We start from the raw sequence: 17,688 nt of genomic DNA on the forward strand, positions 1-17,688 counted from the left end.
ATGTCTCTGCTGACCCTTTCAGACATCCGGGTGCGCTACGGCAGCGTGGAAGTGCTGCACGGCATCAATCTGCGCGTGGAGGAGGGCGAGATCGTCACCATCCTCGGGGCCAACGGCGCGGGCAAAAGCACCACCCTGCTGTCCATCAGCGGTCTGGTGCGTCCCTGTGAAGGCGAGATTCTCTTTGAGGGCAAGCCCCTGCTGCGCCTGCCCAGTCATGAGGTGGTGGGCTTGGGCATAGCCCAGTCCCCGGAGGGCCGCCGGGTCTTCGGGGCCATGAGCGTGCTGGAAAATCTGCGCCTGGGCGCATTCTGCATCCGGGACAAGGCCCGTAGCGAACGCACCCTGGAATGGATTTTTGATCTTTTCCCGCGCCTGCTGGAGCGCAAGGAGCAACTGGCGGGCACGCTTTCCGGCGGCGAGCAGCAGATGCTGGCCATCGGCCGGGCCCTGATGGCCGAACCGCGCCTGCTTCTGCTGGACGAGCCGTCTCTGGGGCTGGCTCCGCTGCTGGTACGCTCCATTTTCGAAACCGTGCGGACCATCAACGAGCGCGGCGTCACCGTGCTGCTGGTAGAGCAGAACGCCCGCGCCGCCCTGAAGCTGGCCGCGCGCGGCTACGTGCTGGAAGTGGGCAAAGTGGTCATGGAAGACCGCGCGGAAAACCTGCTGGCCGACGCCAGCGTGCGCGAGGCGTATCTGGGCGGATAGCGGGACGCATCTGTCACAACCGGATGGGCACAGAGGGATGATGACCAGATCCGGCTGTAACAGCGCTGTAACAATCTTGTTGGGTTACCCCTCTTTCATTTCATGAATCAGTTCCGAAAGCTCCTGAGCCTCCCGGGCCAGACCGGACACGGCCTTGGCAGCCTCGGCCATGGCGTCGGCGATCTGTCTGCTCATGTCGTTGCACAGGAGAATGGAGTGGTTGATCTCCTCGCTGGCGGCGGATTGTTCCTCGCTGGCCGTGGCAATGGCGTTGACCTGATCGGCCGTGGTTTCCGCTGTGGTCACGATTTCTTCCAGCGCGCGGCCTGATTCATTGGCCAGGTCCGTGGCTTCCTCGATCTGGGCCACGGCATTGTCCACCGAAGCCGTGCTCTTGGCCGTGCTTTCCTGAATGGCCTTGATGGCATTGCCCACGTCGTTGGTGGAGGCCATGGTCTTTTCGGCCAGTTTGCGCACTTCGTCGGCCACCACGGCAAAGCCGCGTCCGGCCTCGCCCGCGCGGGCGGCCTCAATGGCGGCGTTCAGGGCCAGCAGGTTGGTCTGGTCCGCGATGTCCGAGATCACCCCCATGATCTGGTCAATGGAACGGGCGTGCTCATTGAGCTGGGTCATGTCGTCCTTGAGTTCCAGCGAAACCTGATGCACGGACTCTATGCGTCGCAAGGAGCGTTCCACCACCTGCGCGCCGGCGGTGGCTTTGTCCTTGGTGTCGGCGGAAGCGGCTGAAGCGGCTGAGGCGTTTCTGGCCACTTCCTGCACGGTAGCGTTCATTTCGTTCATGGCCGTGGCGGCCTCGGAAAGACGCTGGGCCGCTTCGCCCGCGCCCCGGTCGGACTGTTCGATCTGGGCGGAAAGCTGCGTGGACGCCGAAGAAACCACACTGCCCACTTCTTCCAGCCTGCCCGCGACGTTCAGCAGGGCTTCAGCCTTGGCTTTGGCCTCCTGGCCGGCCGCTTCAGCCTTTTTCATGGCTTCCTCGGCTTTGACCGTGGCTTCCTGGGCGTTTTGGGATTCAAGCTCGGCCTTCTTGATGTTCCTTTCCAGAGCGCCCACCATCTCCACAATGGCCCCGTACACGCCCTGCTTTTTGCCGCCGTCGTCCACATTGTAGTCGCCGCCCACCACGCGGTGGGCAATGACGCTCAGTTAGCCGGGGTCTTTGCCCAGTTGCGCGTTCACGTTACGGGTGAGGAAGACGGTGATGAAGATGCCGCAGAGCAATGCCGCCCCGCAGAAGCCGAGGATGACGAAATTGGCGTCGCTATTGCTTTCCTGCACCTGTGAAACGCCGAAGGTGGACAGCTCCGTCGCGCTTTGGTCAACGTTGCGGAACAGCCCGGCCAGGGAGCGCAAGTCCACTCCCATCTGGTGCGTGAACTCTATAGAGGCCTGCGCGCTGGGAAGGTATTTGTCCATCTCCCTTATGATGGCCGCCATCGCTGCCTTATTGCTGGGCGTCCGAAACCGGTTCGCCTGTTCGGCCATGGCATCCCGCATGTTTTTCAGGGCGGTCGAAACGGAGTTAAGCTCCTCTTGCGTGGACCTGAGGGAGAGGCTGCGCAGCTCGGTCCGCAATCGGTTGAATTCGATGCGCAGTTCCAACACCTTTGTCTGGTTGTCGATGCTGGTCGCGTCAACGCCCTGAGTGAGCATTACCTCGCGAATCATGGCCTCCATGGCATCAAAGGCCTTTGTCAGACCCACGCGGGCTTCATCGGCCTGAGCCAGCAGACGTATGCTTTTTTTCTGGTCGTCAATACATTTCTGTAAAACCGGCAGAATGGCCTCCAATTGCTTGATGCAACCCGACATTTTCTGCCTGTTTTCGGGGCTCGCAACCATGGGGAGACACAATTCGAACTGCTTTTTGGCTTCCGCCAGTTGTTCCCGGGCACGCTGGGCAAAGCTGTCGCTCCCATAAACGATATAACGCAGATAGGCGGCCTGTGTGTTCAGCAGGGCTGTTTTACTGTTCTCGATATGCGCTGCCTGGCCGGAAAACCGGCTCATCTCATCCGTCAGGTAATAAGAGGCTCCTCCCAGCGCCAGAGTCATAAAAAGAACTAATGAAAAGCCAAGAATCAATTTTGTCTGCAATTTCATAATTCACCTAGCAACCTTTGACAGTAGTTTCTGACATTCTTCTCCATGATGCCATTTGTTTCACATGAAATTGAGGAAGAGTTCCAGAAAAGATTGTGGCCTTGACCTGAAGCCTCCCGGTGCCGTTTGAAACAGGCACATACCATATTCACAAGTTGTGTTTCATTTTTTTCTCCTCAGGAATTTATAAAAGCAGTTGCCCTCTTTTTATAATGATATGTGTATTTGGTTATAAAAACATAATTTAGAATGTAAAATATGAAGAATAATACCTTTATAAAATAAAATATAGGCTTATTTAATTTTTATTATTACGGAATATTATTGCAATACATCCTTCCGTAAGTTTTTGTATGCTTACTGCTGTCATCCACTGGAACAAAAGTGACAGGTTAACGCCAGTTACCGCCCATATCGGCATGAACTCAATTTGCTTTAGGTTTTTAAATGTCTTTTTCCCTCCCGCCGCTCATGCAAAAACATACTTTCCAACCTGTCTTTCGGAAGAATGGCTGCCTCTCTCCACCCGAAGTCTCCGTCGATCGTGCTTACGATCTGTGGATGATTCGGTTTATATGCCTCCCCACAGGCAGGCATGTTCCCGGGCACTCCCCAAACAGCTCCGGAACGGCAACAGAAAAACCTCTTGAGGCTCCAGCCTCAAGAGGTTTTTTAGTAAGGGGCTTTAGCCAGTTGAGCGAGCGTTTGCGAGCGAAACAGAAATCCACCCGCTATGCGGGTGGAAATAATTTGTTATACAAAAAACACCTTTCCCATACGATAGAGTTGTTCAAGCCCATCGTAATTTTTAAGGGAAAGGTGTTTTTATATGGGAACTCGAGTTCAAAGTTTAGCCCACACAAAATGGTTGTGCAAGTATCACATTGTCTTTTCTCCAAAATACAGGCGGAAAATAATATTTGCCAACATTCGAGAAAGTATCGGAGAAATTCTTAAGGACTTATGCAAATATAAAGGTGTTGAAATTATCGAGGGCCATCTCATGCCGGATCATGTGCACATGCTGGTGAGTATTCCTCCAAAAATCAGTGTATCAAGTTTCATGGGGTACCTGAAAGGAAAAAGCTCATTGATGATTTTCGATAAGCATGCAAACCTGAAGTACAAATTTGGCAATAGGAAATTCTGGGCGGAAGGATATTTCGTCAGTACGGTAGGACTCAATGAGGTAACGGTCAAAAAATACATTCAGCAGCAAGAGAAGCATGATATTCTGCAAGATCGAGTAAGTACCCGAGAATACCAAAACCCCTTCCAGGGGTAAGCCAAAGCGGCAAGGGCACTGGGCTTGAACAAAGTGAAAGCCAGCGCCTTTAGACGCTGGCCGGTAACAAGCCCTTATAGGGCTGGAGCAAACCACCCGCTATGCGGGTGGTTTTGATTTTTGGTTCAAAACAGGCGAACGTCCCTCTCCCATTGCTTTAGCAAGGAGAGCGACAATGGACGCCGCCTTTTCTGATGCTTGTGTCCGAATCCTGAACGTCACCGGCTGCGCGGGACAAGCGGAACCGGCCCGGGGGATGGGAGCCCGCCAAGCCGCCATTTCCGACAGCCGTCGCCGTGGGCAAACCGGATCGGAAATTCTTCCGGCGCTGCTGAAACGGCTCGGCTTGGCCCCGCAATATGGGAGAAGCGCCCACGCCCTGACAAGCAAGCGGCCCGGAACCCCGATGGTTCCGGGCCTTTCTCATGGCAGCTGCTTGGCCGGTTTCTGACCGGCGTTCGCGTTCAGGAGGGCTGTATGAGGAGGATTACAGCTTCTTCAGTACGGCCTGGACAAAAGATTCGATTTCATCGGGCGCGGAGCCGCCGTCGCCTTCCAGGCGCAGGCCGTCGATCATGATCTCGGCGCCCAGCTCCTTGCTGCGGGCCTCGATAACGTCCACGGCGCCGCAGAAGTGTTCGTAATCCCGGTCGCCCGAGGCAAAGGCGGCCAGCTTGCGCCCCTTGAGGTCCATGACGTCGAATTCTTCGAACAGCGGCGCAAAATCATCCTGCAGTTCCAGGTCGTCCACGCCCCAGGCCGAAGCGCCGAACAATACGGCGTCATAACCATCGGCCAGGTGTTCGGCCGAGGCATCGGCGGCGTTGAGCACCGTCACTTCATGCCCGGCTGCGGCCAGCTGTTGCTCCAGCTTGTGGGCGATGCTCTCGGTATTGCCGGTGCTGGAACCGTAAACGATTAAAATCTTGCTCATGGCCTTCTCCTTCTGGCTCGGACGTATTGGAATAAAATTGAAATTCTTTTTCAATTCGTTCAAAAAGGAAATAGCCACCCAGCCCTGTTTCGTCAAGTGGAAATTGCGCATCTCTTGCCCGGGGGCGGCAGCACGGAGTACGGCAAATTTTTACAATAAAAGGCCCGCGTTTCGTCCTATGGAAGGGGCAAAGCCAATCAAGGAGGATGAGATGCAGAAGGAGCTGTTTGACTGCTTTGCCAAGGGGCGTTTGACTGTTGCCGGTCAGCTACCGGTGCTCGCGGTGGAACCCTGGAAGGAGCATAAGGATTTTCCCGGCGTGTTTCTGAAAAATCTGGTCATGCCTGAGCTGACGGAGGGCTTGCTGAGCTGCCACCTGGTCAGGATTGAAGCCCGGCGCGGGATCGGCAGGCACGCCCACGGCACGAGCCTGGAACTGCATGAAGTTGTCGGGGGAAGCGGCGTGTGCCTGACGCCGGAGGGAGAGATCGCCTATCTGCCGGGCAGCATGGCGATCCTGCCCGCCAAGACGCCGCATGAAGTCCGCGCGGGCGAAAACGGCCTCTGGTTGTTCGCCAAATTCATCACGCTTCCAGCCTGAGGCTTGCCCGCCGGAACTGCTCCGACGTCATGCCGTGCTGTCGCCTGAACAGCTTGTGCAGATGGCTCTGGTCCGTAAAACCGGCGGATACGGCGGCCTCGGCCGCTGCCGTATCTGCCCGCAACAGGGCGCGCCAGGCGCAGGCGGCAGAGCAGATAAAAGGCGTGGGGCGTCAGGCCGGTCTCCCGGCGGAAACGACGGAGAAAATGCCAGGGGCTGTAACCCGCCAGGGCGGCCAGTCGCTTGAGGGGCCAGGGCGTGGCGGGGTCGTCCAGCAGCAGGCGGCACACGCTTTGTATTGGTGGTTCCGCAGTGCTTTCTTCCGGCGGTTGCGCGTGGAGGAGATATCGGCCCAGGTGCTCTGCTCGCGCGCCCAGAGCGAGAGGCACGCAGGCTTCGCGTACCAGCCCGGCAAGCCGGGCGTCATACGGGAGGATGGAGGAATTCGTCGGCAGGCAGGCCGCCAGCAGGGTTGTTCCGGGTTCAAGAAACAGCCTGTGGGCACACGCCGGGGAATCCTGAAATAGCCGCCGGTCCACAGGTAACGCGCCTCGGCGCGGGTTTCCAGCACAAGGCCGCCGGACAGCACGACGCCGCTTACCCAATGCGCCGCATGCAGATGCCAGGGATACCTTTGCGCGGCATTCCGGGAAGCCACAAATTCAACCTTGCCGGAAGCCGTATGTCGGTATGTGATAGAGACCATGCTTCCCTGCCGGAGCGCCTATTCCTCGGCCCCCGCGGCGCCGAGGGCGCTCCTGGCCTCGGGCTCGGGCATGCGCCACGCGCCGGGCAGGGGGGCCGTGATTTCCGCTCTGTCGCCCAGATAGGGATTGAAGTAGCCGTAGCGCAGCCAGGGACAGAGCTTTTTGAGCCGCTTCATGAACACGGTCAGGCCCATGCTCGGCGCCGTGTCCAGCGCGGCGTCCGGAACCGCGGGGGAGGTGCTTCCCTCCCGGCCGCTCATCAGCCGGAAATACCATTCCGGGTCGATGTTCAGATTGCGCCACTGGATCATGCTCACGCCGTTTTCGCCCACCAGGCGGGCCAGGGCCTCCAGTTCCTCTTCGGTATCCGTGACGCCGGGGAAGAACAGCAGGTTGAGCGAGACGAAGATGCCGCGTTGCCGCGCCTCGCGGATGGAAGCGCGCACGTCGGCGAAGCTGTAATCGGCGGGCCGGTAGTAACGCCGGTAGAGCGCCTCGCGGGCGCTGTTGCAGCTCACCCGCATACTGGTCAGCCCGGCCTCGGCCAGACGGGCCACAGCCTCGGGATTGGAGGCATTGGTATTGCAGTTGACCGTGCCCCGGCCGCCGCCGGTGCGGAACAGGCGCACGCTTTCCACCAGCAGGTCCGCATTGGTCAGGGGGTCGCCCTCACAGCCCTGGCCGAAGGAATAGATGGGCGTGGCCGTTTCCCGGCTCTGGTGCAGGCGCATGACTTCCACGATTTCGGCGGCTTCGGGAGTGAAGGCCAGACGGCACTGGGGCGTCACGGCCACGGGCGAATCCTTGTCCTGGGCCGAAATGCAGCCCACGCAACGCGCGTTGCAGGCGCGCGAGGTGGGCAGCGGCGCTTCATAGCGGCCCAGAGCGAAGTTGCGCGCCGCCGGACAGTCGTAGCGCAGCACGCAATTGTCCAGAATATGGCGGACCAAGCGGTTGTCCGGGTGCTCGCGCAACAGGCGCCGCACGTTCTGCTCAATGCGGACGCGCGGGATGCGCTGGAACCGCTGGCGCGGGTCCTGGTCCACCTTGCGGGCGCAGACGTAAAAGCGGCCGTGCGCGAAGCCCACCGCGCCGTAGGCGAAAAGGGGCAGCAGGGGCGCGCCGGTTTCGCTTTCATAGGCCGGGTGGGCCGAAAGGGTGTGCGCGGGCGCGGCAAAGGCGGCCACTGCCAGCTGGTCCAGAACCTCGGTTTCGCCGCTTTCCGGATTCAGGCCCACGGCCCGGCGGCCCGGCAGAAGAAAAAGCTCGCTTTCCTCGGGCAGGGGCATGAGTTCGTCGGGACGCGGCAGGCCCCACTGGGCACCCCGGCGACAGACCATCAGCAATTGCGGATCGTCATAGATGTTGCCGCTCTGGTCGGCCATGACCAGATGCGGCTCAAGACGCGGAGCGGCCATAAATCCTCCTTGCCCAAGCCGGGGCTAACGTATATAAGCGGGAAGGCGCGACGCGGACGGGCTTTTCCGGCCCGCCCGGCGCGCACAGCGCTTTTGTGAGGCCCGCCATGTTTTCCATCATGTTGTTTATCTTTCTCTGCTTTCTGGGCATGCTGGCCGTGCTGTTCTATATGCTGCGCAGCCAGGAACGCCTCTGCCAGGTTCTGCGTGACGAACACGCCCAGATGCGCGTCCTGTTACGGGCCATGGAATCGCGCCTAGACGCTTTGGACGGCAGCGCCGGTTCCGAACCCCGGCCCACCGAAACCCTTCCGGCCCGCGATCCCCTGCTGCATCTGAGCTTTGAGGACCCGGCCCCGTCCGCCCGGACTGATCGGTTCGGCCGTGAGGACAATCCCGCCCCTGATCCGGCCCTGGACCTGCATTTTGATCCGCTTGCGGACGCGGGCGCCGACCCTGCGGGCCGCCGCTGAATCGTTTCGCCGGATGTCTGTGATCCGCCAGAACAAATTACGCTTGAGATTTTCGCTTATTGTGAAAATGCTCTGATTCCGCCAGCCCGTAATTTCCTCTGGCCGCGGCCAGATAGGCGGCCTTGAGATCCGGTTCCGCCAGCTCCTCGGCCCAGAGCAGATAGGGCATTTTCAGGCATTCCTCGCGGATGGCCTCGGCTCTGGCTTGGCGCGCGGCGATCAGCGCGGCGGCATCCTGCATCCAGAGATCGCAGAGATGGTCCGTGAAGGCCTGTGCCCGGTGCCTGGCCCGGTGCCTGGCGTCAGTCTCGGCCAGGGCGGTTTCCCCGATATAGGTCACCAGCTCGGGATTCTTGAGCAGAAGTTCGATGCGGAACAGCGCGTCTCCCGCATCGTCCGGTGTGTAGCCCACCAAGTGTTCGCCGTCCACGAAAAGTTTGGCCAGGCCGTGCCCCACGCGCGGCGTCACCAGGCAGCCGCCGCAGCCCATGGCTTCAAAGACCCGGAAATTCAGGTCCCCGTGCTCGCAATGGTTGAGCAGCACGCGCCCCTGCGGAAAGAGCTCGCGGTAGTTGCCGCGCGTCTGGTGCAGGCCCGGCAGGCGACTCGTCAGTTCCCGCAGAAAGGCGGCGCGCCGGGGCGTGTTTTCGTTGACCGTGCCCACGAACAGGCAGTCCCAGAGCTTGGGCATGCCGGGGCGGGGCTGGTCGTCGTCCTGTGCGAAGGGCGGCGACCACCAGACGCGCTCGGGCGGCAGAAAGGGGCCGGAAAAAAGCTCCAGATCGTCGCGCAGGGAAACCAGGCAGGCGTCGAAGCCCTGGGCGTACAGGGGCTGCCAGCTGTGGATGTGCGAATCCACGCTGTAAAAAACCGTCAAACAGGGAAAGCGCTCCATGCCCAGCACAAAGGGCGGGCGGCTTTTGTCGGCCACCACCAATACGTCCGGGATGAACCCGGCCAGGCGCACCAGTTCTTCCCAGCAGAATACGCGGGCGTCTTCAAAATTGTGCAGGGCCACATCCTGCCAGCCGCAGGAGCGCAGAGACTGGCAGAAAAAAGGGCTGCCGATCCATAACAGACGTTGCATAGCCCCCCGGAACGGACTGGCGGCGCGACCGCCGGGCTGTTGCCAAATACGGCAAGATAAAATACTTTTTCCTGAGGAAACGCCGGTTAATGGGAACAACAAGGCCATTAACCGCGTTTTCCTAACTAGCCCCGACGCCCCATGGCGTCAAGGCGTGGAATAACAACCATGTTTTTGACTGCCCGCCGCTTACGTCTTCTTCTGCGCATTTTCCTGGCGCTGCTGCTTGTGCTGTCGGTTCTGCTGGCGACGGCCTTCTATCTTTTGCAGCGTAATCCCGAGGCTCTCACCCGCCACTATCTGGACGGGATTTCCGCGCGCACGGGCCTGATCTTCTGTGTGGAAGCCGTGGACGTGGTGCTTTTGCCCGTGCCTTCCATCGCGGTGAGCAACGCCTCGGTGCGGGGAAAGGACCTGCATTTCTCCGTGGCCTATGCCACGCTGCGGCCTGATTTTCTGGCTCTGCTGCGCGGGGAATTCGTGCCGCGCAACATTTCCCTGCTGCGGCCCAAGCTGGGCGGTGCGCTGCCCCTGCCCCTGGGGGACATGGACGCGCTGGCGGCCCGCCTGCGCGGGAACGGCGGCGGCCTGCCCGATTTGCCCGACGGCTGCCGCATGACCATTGTCCAGGGCGAAGCCGAACTCATCGGCACGGACGGCGCGCACCTGCAATTGAGCGGCCTGCAATGCCGCCTGGACACGGAAGCCCCGGCCGTTGTCAGCGGCAGAGTGCATCTGGGCGCGGTTCTGCTGCGGCGGCAGGGAGCGCCCCTGATCCGCCTGGACAATTTTCTGGCCGAAGGGGAAAGCGACCTGCGGACGCCGCTCACGGCCACGCCCAAGCTGCGGCTCAGCGGCTCGCTGCGCTGGCCGCCTTTTCTTGAGCGCTTCAACATGGCCCTGGATCTGCAGGGCGGGGCCACGGGCTGGACGGCGCGCGCGGATCTGCGCGGGGAACTGGCCAAGGACCGGGAGTCGCTGCCGTTCTCCGTGGCGGGCACGGCGGCCATGCGCGGCAGCGAGCCGATTGTCAACCTGGAGCGGCTCCGGCTGGAGCTCGGGCCGGACAGCGGGGAGCTCAGCGGGACCTTGCGCCTGCCCGGCGCGCTGCAAAACAAGGAACAGGACTTCAGCCTGGACGGCCGCCTGCTGCTGCACCGCGCGAGCCTGACCCAGTGGCTGGGCTTTGCCCGCAATCTCGCGCCCGGCCTGCAACTGGCCCTGGACAACCTTACCGACGGCAATCTGGATTTCCATCTGGACGGCCTGGGCCTGACGGTGCCGCGCATTGCGGTGCGCTGCGCTGGGGCGCGCTTTACCGGTTCGGGCGGGGTTGCCAGCTGGGCCAAGCCGGAGGTGGCTCTGGATCTCAGGGCCGAGCGCCTCAATCTGGGACTGGCGATTCCCGAGTCCGTGGGCAAACCGCCCCTGGGGCCCCGTTTTTTTCACGATTCGCTGACGCCGCTGCCCGGCGAGCCTCTCAAACCCGGCGAAACCGGCGTGGACTACGACATCCGGCTGGCCGCCGCCAAAGTGGATTACGGCCCTCTGCTCATTGAGGACGCCAAGGTGGTCATCAGCCCCGGCAAGATGGACAAAAACGGCCTGGAAGACACCCTGCTCACGGCGGAGGGGCGGCTCTACGGCGGCAGCGTGCGCGGAGAGTGCATTCTGGGCGGCGGTCCCGAGCTTCCCTATGCCATCAAGATGCGCTTCCGCGACGTGAACGGCGCTCTCCTGGGCAAGGCGATGCCCGTGCTGCCCATCAAAAGCGGCCGCCTGCGGGCCGATGTGGACATCATGAGCCAGGGCCGGGAACTGGACGTCTTTCTGGGCAAACTGCGGGGTACGGTGAGCGCGCGCGGCGAGCAGGGGGCCCTGCGCCTGCCCGGCGCGTCCGGAAGCCTGGCCTTCACGGGCATGGATGTGGAACTCAAGGCCCGTTCCGCCGCCTGGGAAAAGGGCCGTCTGGGCCTGGACGGCCAGTGGAGCGGCGCGCTGGACAGCGTGGACCTGAACGGCCGGGCGGATCTGAACGGCCGACTTTGGTTCAGCGGCGACGGCGGCGGCAACGGTAATCTGGACTTTCAGAACCTGCCTGGCAGCCTGGCGCTGCGCCTGAGTCCGGCGCTCAGTGCGCTGCCCGAGGGCCTGCAGGCGGACCTGAGCGGCGAATTTTCCTGCCAGGGCGCGCGCAACCAGCTCGCAGTCGGCAAGGCCCATGCCAATGCGCTGGGCGTGGAGCTGCGGGGCCAGGCCCAGGTCAACAGCGGCAAGGGCGGCCTTGCCTGGCAAGGCTCGGTTTCCGCGTTCAGCCGGGACCTGAGCCGTACCCTGCGGCAGGCTTTCAGCACGGCGGCTAAGCTGCCGCCCGGGTTGAACACGCTCTCTCTGGAGACGGATTTTAAGGGCACTCCGGAAACGTTCTCTCTCAGCAACATCCGCGCCCGTGTGGACCAGAGCTCGGTCAGCGGCTCGCTGAGCGCCTCTATCCGCAAACAGCCGGGCCTGACGTTCTCCCTTTCCGTGGACAATGTCGACCTGAACCGCTACCTGGACGACAAGAATGCCAAAGCGGCCAAGGGGCGCGCGGTCAAACCGGCGGGCGGCGCCTGGGATTTCAGCTTCATGCGCGGTTTCAGCGCCAAGGGCGAACTGCGCGTCAAACAACTGACCGGCTGGCGTTTCAAGGTGCAGGATCTCAAGTTGCCGCTCAATCTGGAAAACGGCCAGTTGAACTGCGGGCCCAATACAGGCCGTTTTTACGGCGCGCCCCTGCAAAGCCGGGCGGGCATCGACTTTACCAAGGGCCTGCGTTTTGAAAGTTCCCTCTCCGTGACGGACTTCGACCTGACCGCCGCCAGCCGGGACAGGGGCGGCAGCGCGGCCCTGGGAGGCCGGGGCAGCATCAGTTCCGAGGTGCGGGGCGCCCTGACCGGACCGGGCCAGCTGCCCGCCGCCCTGAACGGCCTCTGGCGTTTTAGCGTGCGCGACGGTTCCTACCAGAAACGCGGCACTGACGGCCAACTCAAGGGCAAGCCCACGCGTTTTGATCTGGCCTCGGCCTCGGGCGATATCGCGTCCGGGGTGGTCCACAGCAGCGACTTCAGCCTGCAGGGACCGGGGCTCAAGGTTCACGGCGGCGGCTGGATAGATCTCAACAAGGAAACCCTGGACTGCAACTTTACCGTGAATATGAAAAATCTGCCCGATTTCCCCCTGCGCCTCTACGGCAGCCTGCACGACAGCAAAACTTCCATCGGCGCGGGCAAGCTGATCCTGAACACCATCGGCGGGATTACCTCGGGATTTGTGGACGTGTTGGGCGGCATTGTGGAGGGAACCTGGAAGCTGTTCCGCTGACAGCTGTGAACGCGATATGCCTTTTGGGCTGCCCGCCGGACAATCCCACGAGCCGTCCGTTTCTCGCCAGGGCCATTTTGTTCTCCTGCCGTAGGCAGAGTGATTTTGTATTTGGAGCAGGTTACTTTTCATAGGGTACTTAATTCTATGGGCTTGGCATACGGATGAGGTATCCCGCTAATGCCCGAAGGGCAGAACAAAACAACGGCAGGGAACGGAATGACCCTGCGTTCTTCGCCGCCCCCGTTGACAGAGCGGGTTTTCCGGGCTAGAACCGCAAAGAGCGTGTTCTTTTTTGCACAAATTAACATCCGGTTCCGTCAAGGAGAGCAACGGTGAATATCCTGATTTTCGGACCCAACGGCAGCGGCAAGGGCACCCAGGGCAATCTGATCAAACAAAAGTACAATCTTGCTCACATCGAATCCGGCGCCATCTTCCGCGAACATATCGGCGGCGGCACGGAGCTGGGCAAAAAAGCCAAGGCCTATATTGACCGCGGCGACCTGGTGCCCGACGACATCACCATTCCCATGGTGCTGGAAACCCTGAAGACCAAGGGCAAGGACGGCTGGCTGCTGGACGGCTTCCCCCGCAATATGGTCCAGGCCCAGAAGCTCTGGGAAGCCCTGCGGAAAGAAGGTCTCAAGCTCGACTACGTGGTGGAAATTCTGCTGCCGCGCGAAGTGGCGAAAAACCGGATCATGGGCCGCCGTCTCTGCAAGGAAAACAACAACCACCCCAACAATATCTTTATTGACGCCATCAAGCCCGACGGCGACAAATGCCGGGTCTGCGGGGCCGAGCTTTCCGCGCGCAGCGACGACCAGGACGAGAACGCCATCAACAAGCGCCACGACATTTATTACAATACCACCGACGGTACCCTGGCCGCCGCCTACTTCTTCAAGAAGCTGGCCGACGAGGGCAAGACCAAATACATCGAACTCAACGGCGAAGGCAGCATCGACTCCATCAAGGAGACCCTGCTCTCCAAATTGAGCTGAATTCCGGCCGCGTTCTGACCGCATGTCGTAAGTGCCTCGTAAGGGGCACTTTTTTTATCTTTACCCCGGTTCCGGCAGCTTCCCTTTTGCCGACAATGCGGCTATCCTCTTGCTCACAATCTCAGTTTGCCCGCGAAAATGCCCGTGCCGGAGCCCCCTGTTTTCAGGGAGGATGCCGTCCGTGCCCGGGAAGACCGGCTCGCTGTTTGCGGGTGCCGCGCCGCGGCGGAAGGTTTTCGGATGGCAATGCCTGTAATGGATGGCCGCATGTCCAAATTGTCCACCGCCATAGTTTCCGCGCTGTTCCTCGCCGCGCTGCTCGGGGGGCTGCTTTATTCCATCCGGGACTACAACGCCAGCACCAAACAGGACATTACCACCACTCTGACCCAGCGCCTGCAGGAATCCACGCATTACGCGGCGGAGAACTTTCAGCGCCAGCTCAAGGAACGTTTCCGCGATCTGGAGGGAGTAGCCCGTCTGCTTTCTTCCTGCGAAAATCCGGTCACCAGAGAAAATGCCGAGAATTTCGGCCTGCTGCTGGAACCGAGCATCCGCAATTTCGGCATTCTGGCGCCGGACGGCAAGGGCTTTTCCGCTCTGGACAAAGAGCTCGACTTCAGCGCGGACGCCTACTTCCAGCGCGCCCTGCACGACGGCGTGGGCGTTTCCTCCGACATGGTTGCCACCTTCGACCGCAACCGGGTGCTGGCTCTGGCCGTACCTGTGACGCGCGAGGGCAAGGTCCGGGCCGTGCTGGTGGCGGGCATCAATATTGACGCCTTGCAGGCCAGCATAGAAACCAGGGCCTTTGACGGCCGGACCTCAAACCTGGTTTTCGACAGCCAGGGCCATGTGCTTTTCGGCGCTTTGCCGCAGGGACGGGATCTGGACGACCTGATCAGGCGCTTCAGGCAGACGCAATCGCCGCATACGGTCTCCCAGGTACAGGATTTCTTCAAGGACATGCGCCGCAGCGGCGACAGGGTGCTGCATTTCAAAGGCGCCGGCTATTCCTTTTATATGAGCCGCGTGCCTCTGGCGCAAAACGACTGGCAGCTGGTTTCCATTCTGCCGCAAAGCGTTCTGAATGAGCGCATCGACCAGCAGAATGCCGTCACCCGCACGCTGATGCTGCGTGTAACGGTCATCGCCGTTTTGCTGCTGCTCTATCTCATGTACAGCCAGCGCCGTTCCCACCGCAAGATACGCAGCCAGCAGGAGGAATACAGCGCCATTATCGCCAATATTTCCGGCGGAGTTCAGAAGGTCAGCGGCGTGGACGGCACGTTTCTGTTTCTCAGCCGGAATTATCTGGATCTGCTGGGCTACAGCCGGGAAGAGTTCGAGCGCATTTACGAAAATACTTTTGCCAACACCATTTACGAGGAAGACCGCGACGAGGTTCTGCTGACCATTTCCCGGCAGCTGGAACAGAGCAAGGCCATTGATGTGGAGTACCGCACCAGGGCCAAAAACGGCAATCTGGTCTGGCTCTACAACAAGGGCACCCTGGCCTATGACGAACGGCGTCAGCCCTATATCGCAAGCATTGTCTTCGATATTACGCGCAACAAGGAAATACAGCAGGCCCAGCGTATTTCCGACGAGCGCTACCAGTTCATTCTTGAGCAGCACGATATCAGCATTTTTGAGCAGGACCTGCTCAACGGCGACTTTTATTGCAGCACGCGCTGGATGCAGCTTTTCGGTTCGGCCTTTAACATTCTGGAGCCGGACCCGGACGGCAGCCAGATTCCGGTGCATCCGGACGACCGGGACGCGTTGCGGGACTTCCAGGACGCCCTGCAGCAGACCAAGCGCGTGGCGGAAATGCGTCTGTGCGACGTGGACGGCCTGTACCGCTGGTACAGGATCGAAGCCTCCAACATCATGGACGACAGCGGCTGGCCCATCTACGTCATCGGAATCATCACGGACATCGACAACCAGAAGAACCTGGAGCTCACCCTGCGCAATCAGGCCGCGCGCGACAGCGCCACCGGCATGTACAACAAGCTGGCCACGGAACAGGCCATCGCCCGTTTCCTTGACCGTCACAACCTGGACGGGGCGGCGGGCGGCTATGCGCTGTTCATGATCGATTTCGACAACTTCAAGATCATCAACGACCGTCTGGGCCACGCCGTGGGAGATCAGGCCATCTGCGCCATGGCCCGGATCATCCGTCAGAATTTTCGTTCCGCGGACATTGTGGGGCGCATCGGCGGCGACGAATTTCTGGTCTTCTGTACCGAGCGGCTGAGCATGCTTCATATCCGCAAGCGGGCCGCCAAACTGGGCGGCGAACTGCGCACGGAATGGGGCGAGGGTGAAAACCGTTGCGTGCTGACCGCCAGCATGGGCGTGGCCTGCGCCCCCGGCGACGGGCGCAGCTTCGCGGAACTCTACCAGCATGCCGATGAGGCCACGTATCAGGCCAAGCATATGGGCAAAAACGGCTGTGTCTTCTATGCGGAAATGCGCGAGGCGGGCGCATTGCCGCCCCCGGCCGGAGCCAGCGTGGTCAATGCGAATATCGACGCCGCGCCGGATGTTGAAAACGGCGGGGATGCCGCCGAAGCATAGGGCCGGACAGTGGTACAGGGGCGCGGATTCGACGCCGGTCCATCCGGCTCGGGCGGCCGTATTTCCCCCGGATTGCGCGACAGCTTGCCCGTCATCCAAAAAACACAGCAGATTTTTCATTGGCATCATATCCGACTGTCTTTGACGCGGCCTGCGCCCACACCGATGGCGGCGTTTACACTGTGGCCGCCCCCCTTGTTTTGACACGCCGTGTTCCATCTCACGCTCCGTCTTGCCAAAGAGGACGTTACGGGCCAAAATTGCAGCGGGTCCAGCACTGTGTGGCGGACCCGCGTATGAGCGAAGGCCCGCAGCGGCCTTCAGCGGGATTTTTATGGGGTGGATTATTTGACGACAGCGCGCGGCAACTGACGCAAGCCTGATAAAGAGGGAGAAGAAGCATGGCGATTCTGGTCTGCGGCGGAGCCGGGTACATCGGCTCGCATAATGTACGCGCCCTGCTGGCCCGCGGCGAGGAAGCCGTGGTCATCGACAATTTCCTGACCGGCCATCGCCGGGCCGTGCCTGCGGGCGTGCGCCTTCATGAAGGCGACATTCGCGATCCCGAGGCCCTGGACAGGGTCTTCAGCGAAAACCGCATCGACGCGGTGCTCCACTTCGCGGCCAGTTCTCTGGTGGGCGAGAGCATGGAAAAGCCGCTGGCCTATTTCAACAACAATGTCCACGGCATGCAGATGCTGCTGGAAGCCATGCGGCGGCATGGCGTGGACAAGATCGTCTTTTCCTCCACGGCGGCGGTCTACGGCGAGCCGCGGCGCGTGCCCATCGAGGAGAGCGACCCCACCCGGCCCGCCAACCCCTACGGCGAAAGCAAGCTGATGATGGAAAACATCATGCGCTGGGTGGGGTTGGCGCACGGCATGCGCTCCGTGGTACTGCGCTATTTCAATGTGGCCGGGGCGCTGCCCGGCGGAGCCATCGGCGAGGACCACCGGCCGGAAAGCCATCTCATTCCCCTGATCCTCCAGGTGCCCCTGGGCCTGCGCGAACATATCACGGTGTTCGGCGAGGACTATCCCACGCCCGACGGCACCTGCATTCGGGACTACCTGGACGTCATGGACCTGGCCGACGCCCATATGCGCGCCCTGGATTACCTGCGGCGCGGCGGCGAAAGCGTCATCTGCAATCTGGGCAACGGCCGGGGCTTTTCCGTGCGGGAGATGATTGAGGCCGCGCGGCGGGTCACGGGCCACGCTGTTCCGGTGCGCGCGGGGGCGCGCCGGGCGGGCGATCCGGCCCGGCTGGTGGCCTCTGCGCAGCGCGCGCGGGAGATACTGGGCTGGGAGCCCAGGGTGGACATTGAGGGCATCATCGCCTCGGCCTGGGAATGGCATTGCACGCATCCCCACGGCTTCGACGACTGAG

Annotated in this window: 12 protein-coding genes and 2 pseudogenes; 8 read left to right on the forward strand and 6 right to left on the reverse strand. The window is 61.1% G+C overall.

Annotated features, from left to right (window positions below; translation table 11 throughout):
- The gene (locus HMPREF0326_RS06535; protein WP_008685241.1) at nucleotides 1-711 is read left to right on the forward strand and encodes an ABC transporter ATP-binding protein; all 711 of its coding nucleotides are present in this window, start codon (nucleotides 1-3) and stop codon (nucleotides 709-711) included.
- An 84-nt stretch (nucleotides 712-795) separates the two neighbouring features.
- On the opposite strand, the pseudogene HMPREF0326_RS06540 reads toward HMPREF0326_RS06535, so the two are convergent.
- A pseudogene (locus HMPREF0326_RS06540) lies at nucleotides 796-1,926 on the reverse strand (methyl-accepting chemotaxis protein); the annotation flags it as partial.
- A 1,738-nt stretch (nucleotides 1,927-3,664) separates the two neighbouring features.
- Between HMPREF0326_RS06540 and tnpA the strand changes: the two are divergent.
- On the forward strand, nucleotides 3,665-4,120 hold the full coding sequence (gene tnpA / locus HMPREF0326_RS06545; protein WP_008686514.1) for an IS200/IS605 family transposase: 456 nt from the start codon (nucleotides 3,665-3,667) through the stop codon (nucleotides 4,118-4,120).
- A gap of 487 nt (nucleotides 4,121-4,607) precedes the next feature.
- On the opposite strand, the gene HMPREF0326_RS06555 is transcribed toward tnpA, so the two are convergent.
- Entirely contained in the window at nucleotides 4,608-5,054 is a 447-nt protein-coding gene (locus tag HMPREF0326_RS06555) for a flavodoxin (protein WP_008685247.1), read from the reverse strand.
- A gap of 211 nt (nucleotides 5,055-5,265) precedes the next feature.
- Between HMPREF0326_RS06555 and HMPREF0326_RS06560 the strand changes: the two genes are divergently transcribed.
- On the forward strand, nucleotides 5,266-5,655 hold the full coding sequence (locus tag HMPREF0326_RS06560; RefSeq protein ID WP_020990337.1) for a cupin domain-containing protein: 390 nt from the start codon (nucleotides 5,266-5,268) through the stop codon (nucleotides 5,653-5,655).
- On the opposite strand, the gene HMPREF0326_RS17585 is transcribed toward HMPREF0326_RS06560, so the two are convergent.
- The 3 genes and pseudogenes from HMPREF0326_RS17585 to HMPREF0326_RS06570 form a co-directional block, all read right to left on the reverse strand.
- The gene (locus tag HMPREF0326_RS17585) at nucleotides 5,639-5,812 is read right to left on the reverse strand and encodes a helix-turn-helix domain-containing protein (protein ID WP_083823316.1); all 174 of its coding nucleotides are present in this window, start codon (nucleotides 5,810-5,812) and stop codon (nucleotides 5,639-5,641) included. The genes HMPREF0326_RS06560 and HMPREF0326_RS17585 overlap by 17 nt on opposite strands.
- Nucleotides 5,813-5,825: 13 nt before the next feature.
- Nucleotides 5,826-6,194: pseudogene (locus HMPREF0326_RS17590) on the reverse strand (AraC family transcriptional regulator); the annotation flags it as partial.
- Between the two features lie 185 nt (nucleotides 6,195-6,379).
- The gene (locus HMPREF0326_RS06570; protein WP_008685249.1) at nucleotides 6,380-7,780 is read right to left on the reverse strand and encodes a radical SAM protein; all 1,401 of its coding nucleotides are present in this window, start codon (nucleotides 7,778-7,780) and stop codon (nucleotides 6,380-6,382) included.
- A gap of 119 nt (nucleotides 7,781-7,899) precedes the next feature.
- On the opposite strand from HMPREF0326_RS06570, the gene HMPREF0326_RS06575 reads away from it, so the two are divergent.
- Nucleotides 7,900-8,253: a hypothetical protein gene (locus tag HMPREF0326_RS06575; protein ID WP_232224913.1), complete on the forward strand. Its 354-nt coding sequence runs from the start codon at nucleotides 7,900-7,902 to the stop codon at nucleotides 8,251-8,253.
- A 37-nt stretch (nucleotides 8,254-8,290) separates the two neighbouring features.
- Here the strand turns inward: HMPREF0326_RS06575 and HMPREF0326_RS06580 are convergent, their stop codons facing one another.
- Nucleotides 8,291-9,340 (reverse strand): glycosyltransferase, encoded by a 1,050-nt coding sequence (locus tag HMPREF0326_RS06580; RefSeq protein WP_008685251.1) that lies wholly within the window; start codon nucleotides 9,338-9,340, stop codon nucleotides 8,291-8,293.
- A 168-nt stretch (nucleotides 9,341-9,508) separates the two neighbouring features.
- Between HMPREF0326_RS06580 and HMPREF0326_RS06585 the strand changes: the two genes are divergently transcribed.
- The 4 genes from HMPREF0326_RS06585 (at nucleotide 9,509) to galE (ending at nucleotide 17,687) form a co-directional block, all read left to right on the forward strand.
- Nucleotides 9,509-12,703 carry an AsmA family protein gene (locus tag HMPREF0326_RS06585; RefSeq protein WP_009303523.1) on the forward strand — a complete coding sequence of 1,065 codons (3,195 nt, stop codon included), beginning with the start codon at nucleotides 9,509-9,511 and terminating at the stop codon, nucleotides 12,701-12,703.
- Between the two features lie 335 nt (nucleotides 12,704-13,038).
- The gene (locus HMPREF0326_RS06590; RefSeq protein ID WP_008685253.1) at nucleotides 13,039-13,710 is read left to right on the forward strand and encodes an adenylate kinase; all 672 of its coding nucleotides are present in this window, start codon (nucleotides 13,039-13,041) and stop codon (nucleotides 13,708-13,710) included.
- Between the two features lie 267 nt (nucleotides 13,711-13,977).
- Nucleotides 13,978-16,299, forward strand: a complete 2,322-nt coding sequence (locus HMPREF0326_RS06595; RefSeq protein WP_009303524.1) for a sensor domain-containing diguanylate cyclase — start codon at nucleotides 13,978-13,980, stop codon at nucleotides 16,297-16,299.
- Nucleotides 16,300-16,700: 401 nt separating this feature from the next.
- Entirely contained in the window at nucleotides 16,701-17,687 is a 987-nt protein-coding gene (gene galE / locus HMPREF0326_RS06600; RefSeq protein ID WP_009303525.1) for a UDP-glucose 4-epimerase GalE, read from the forward strand.
- Nucleotide 17,688: the final 1 nt, after the last annotated feature.

The organism is Desulfovibrio sp. 3_1_syn3 (genome assembly GCF_000145315.2).
Taxonomy (GTDB): domain Bacteria; phylum Desulfobacterota; class Desulfovibrionia; order Desulfovibrionales; family Desulfovibrionaceae; genus Desulfovibrio; species Desulfovibrio fairfieldensis.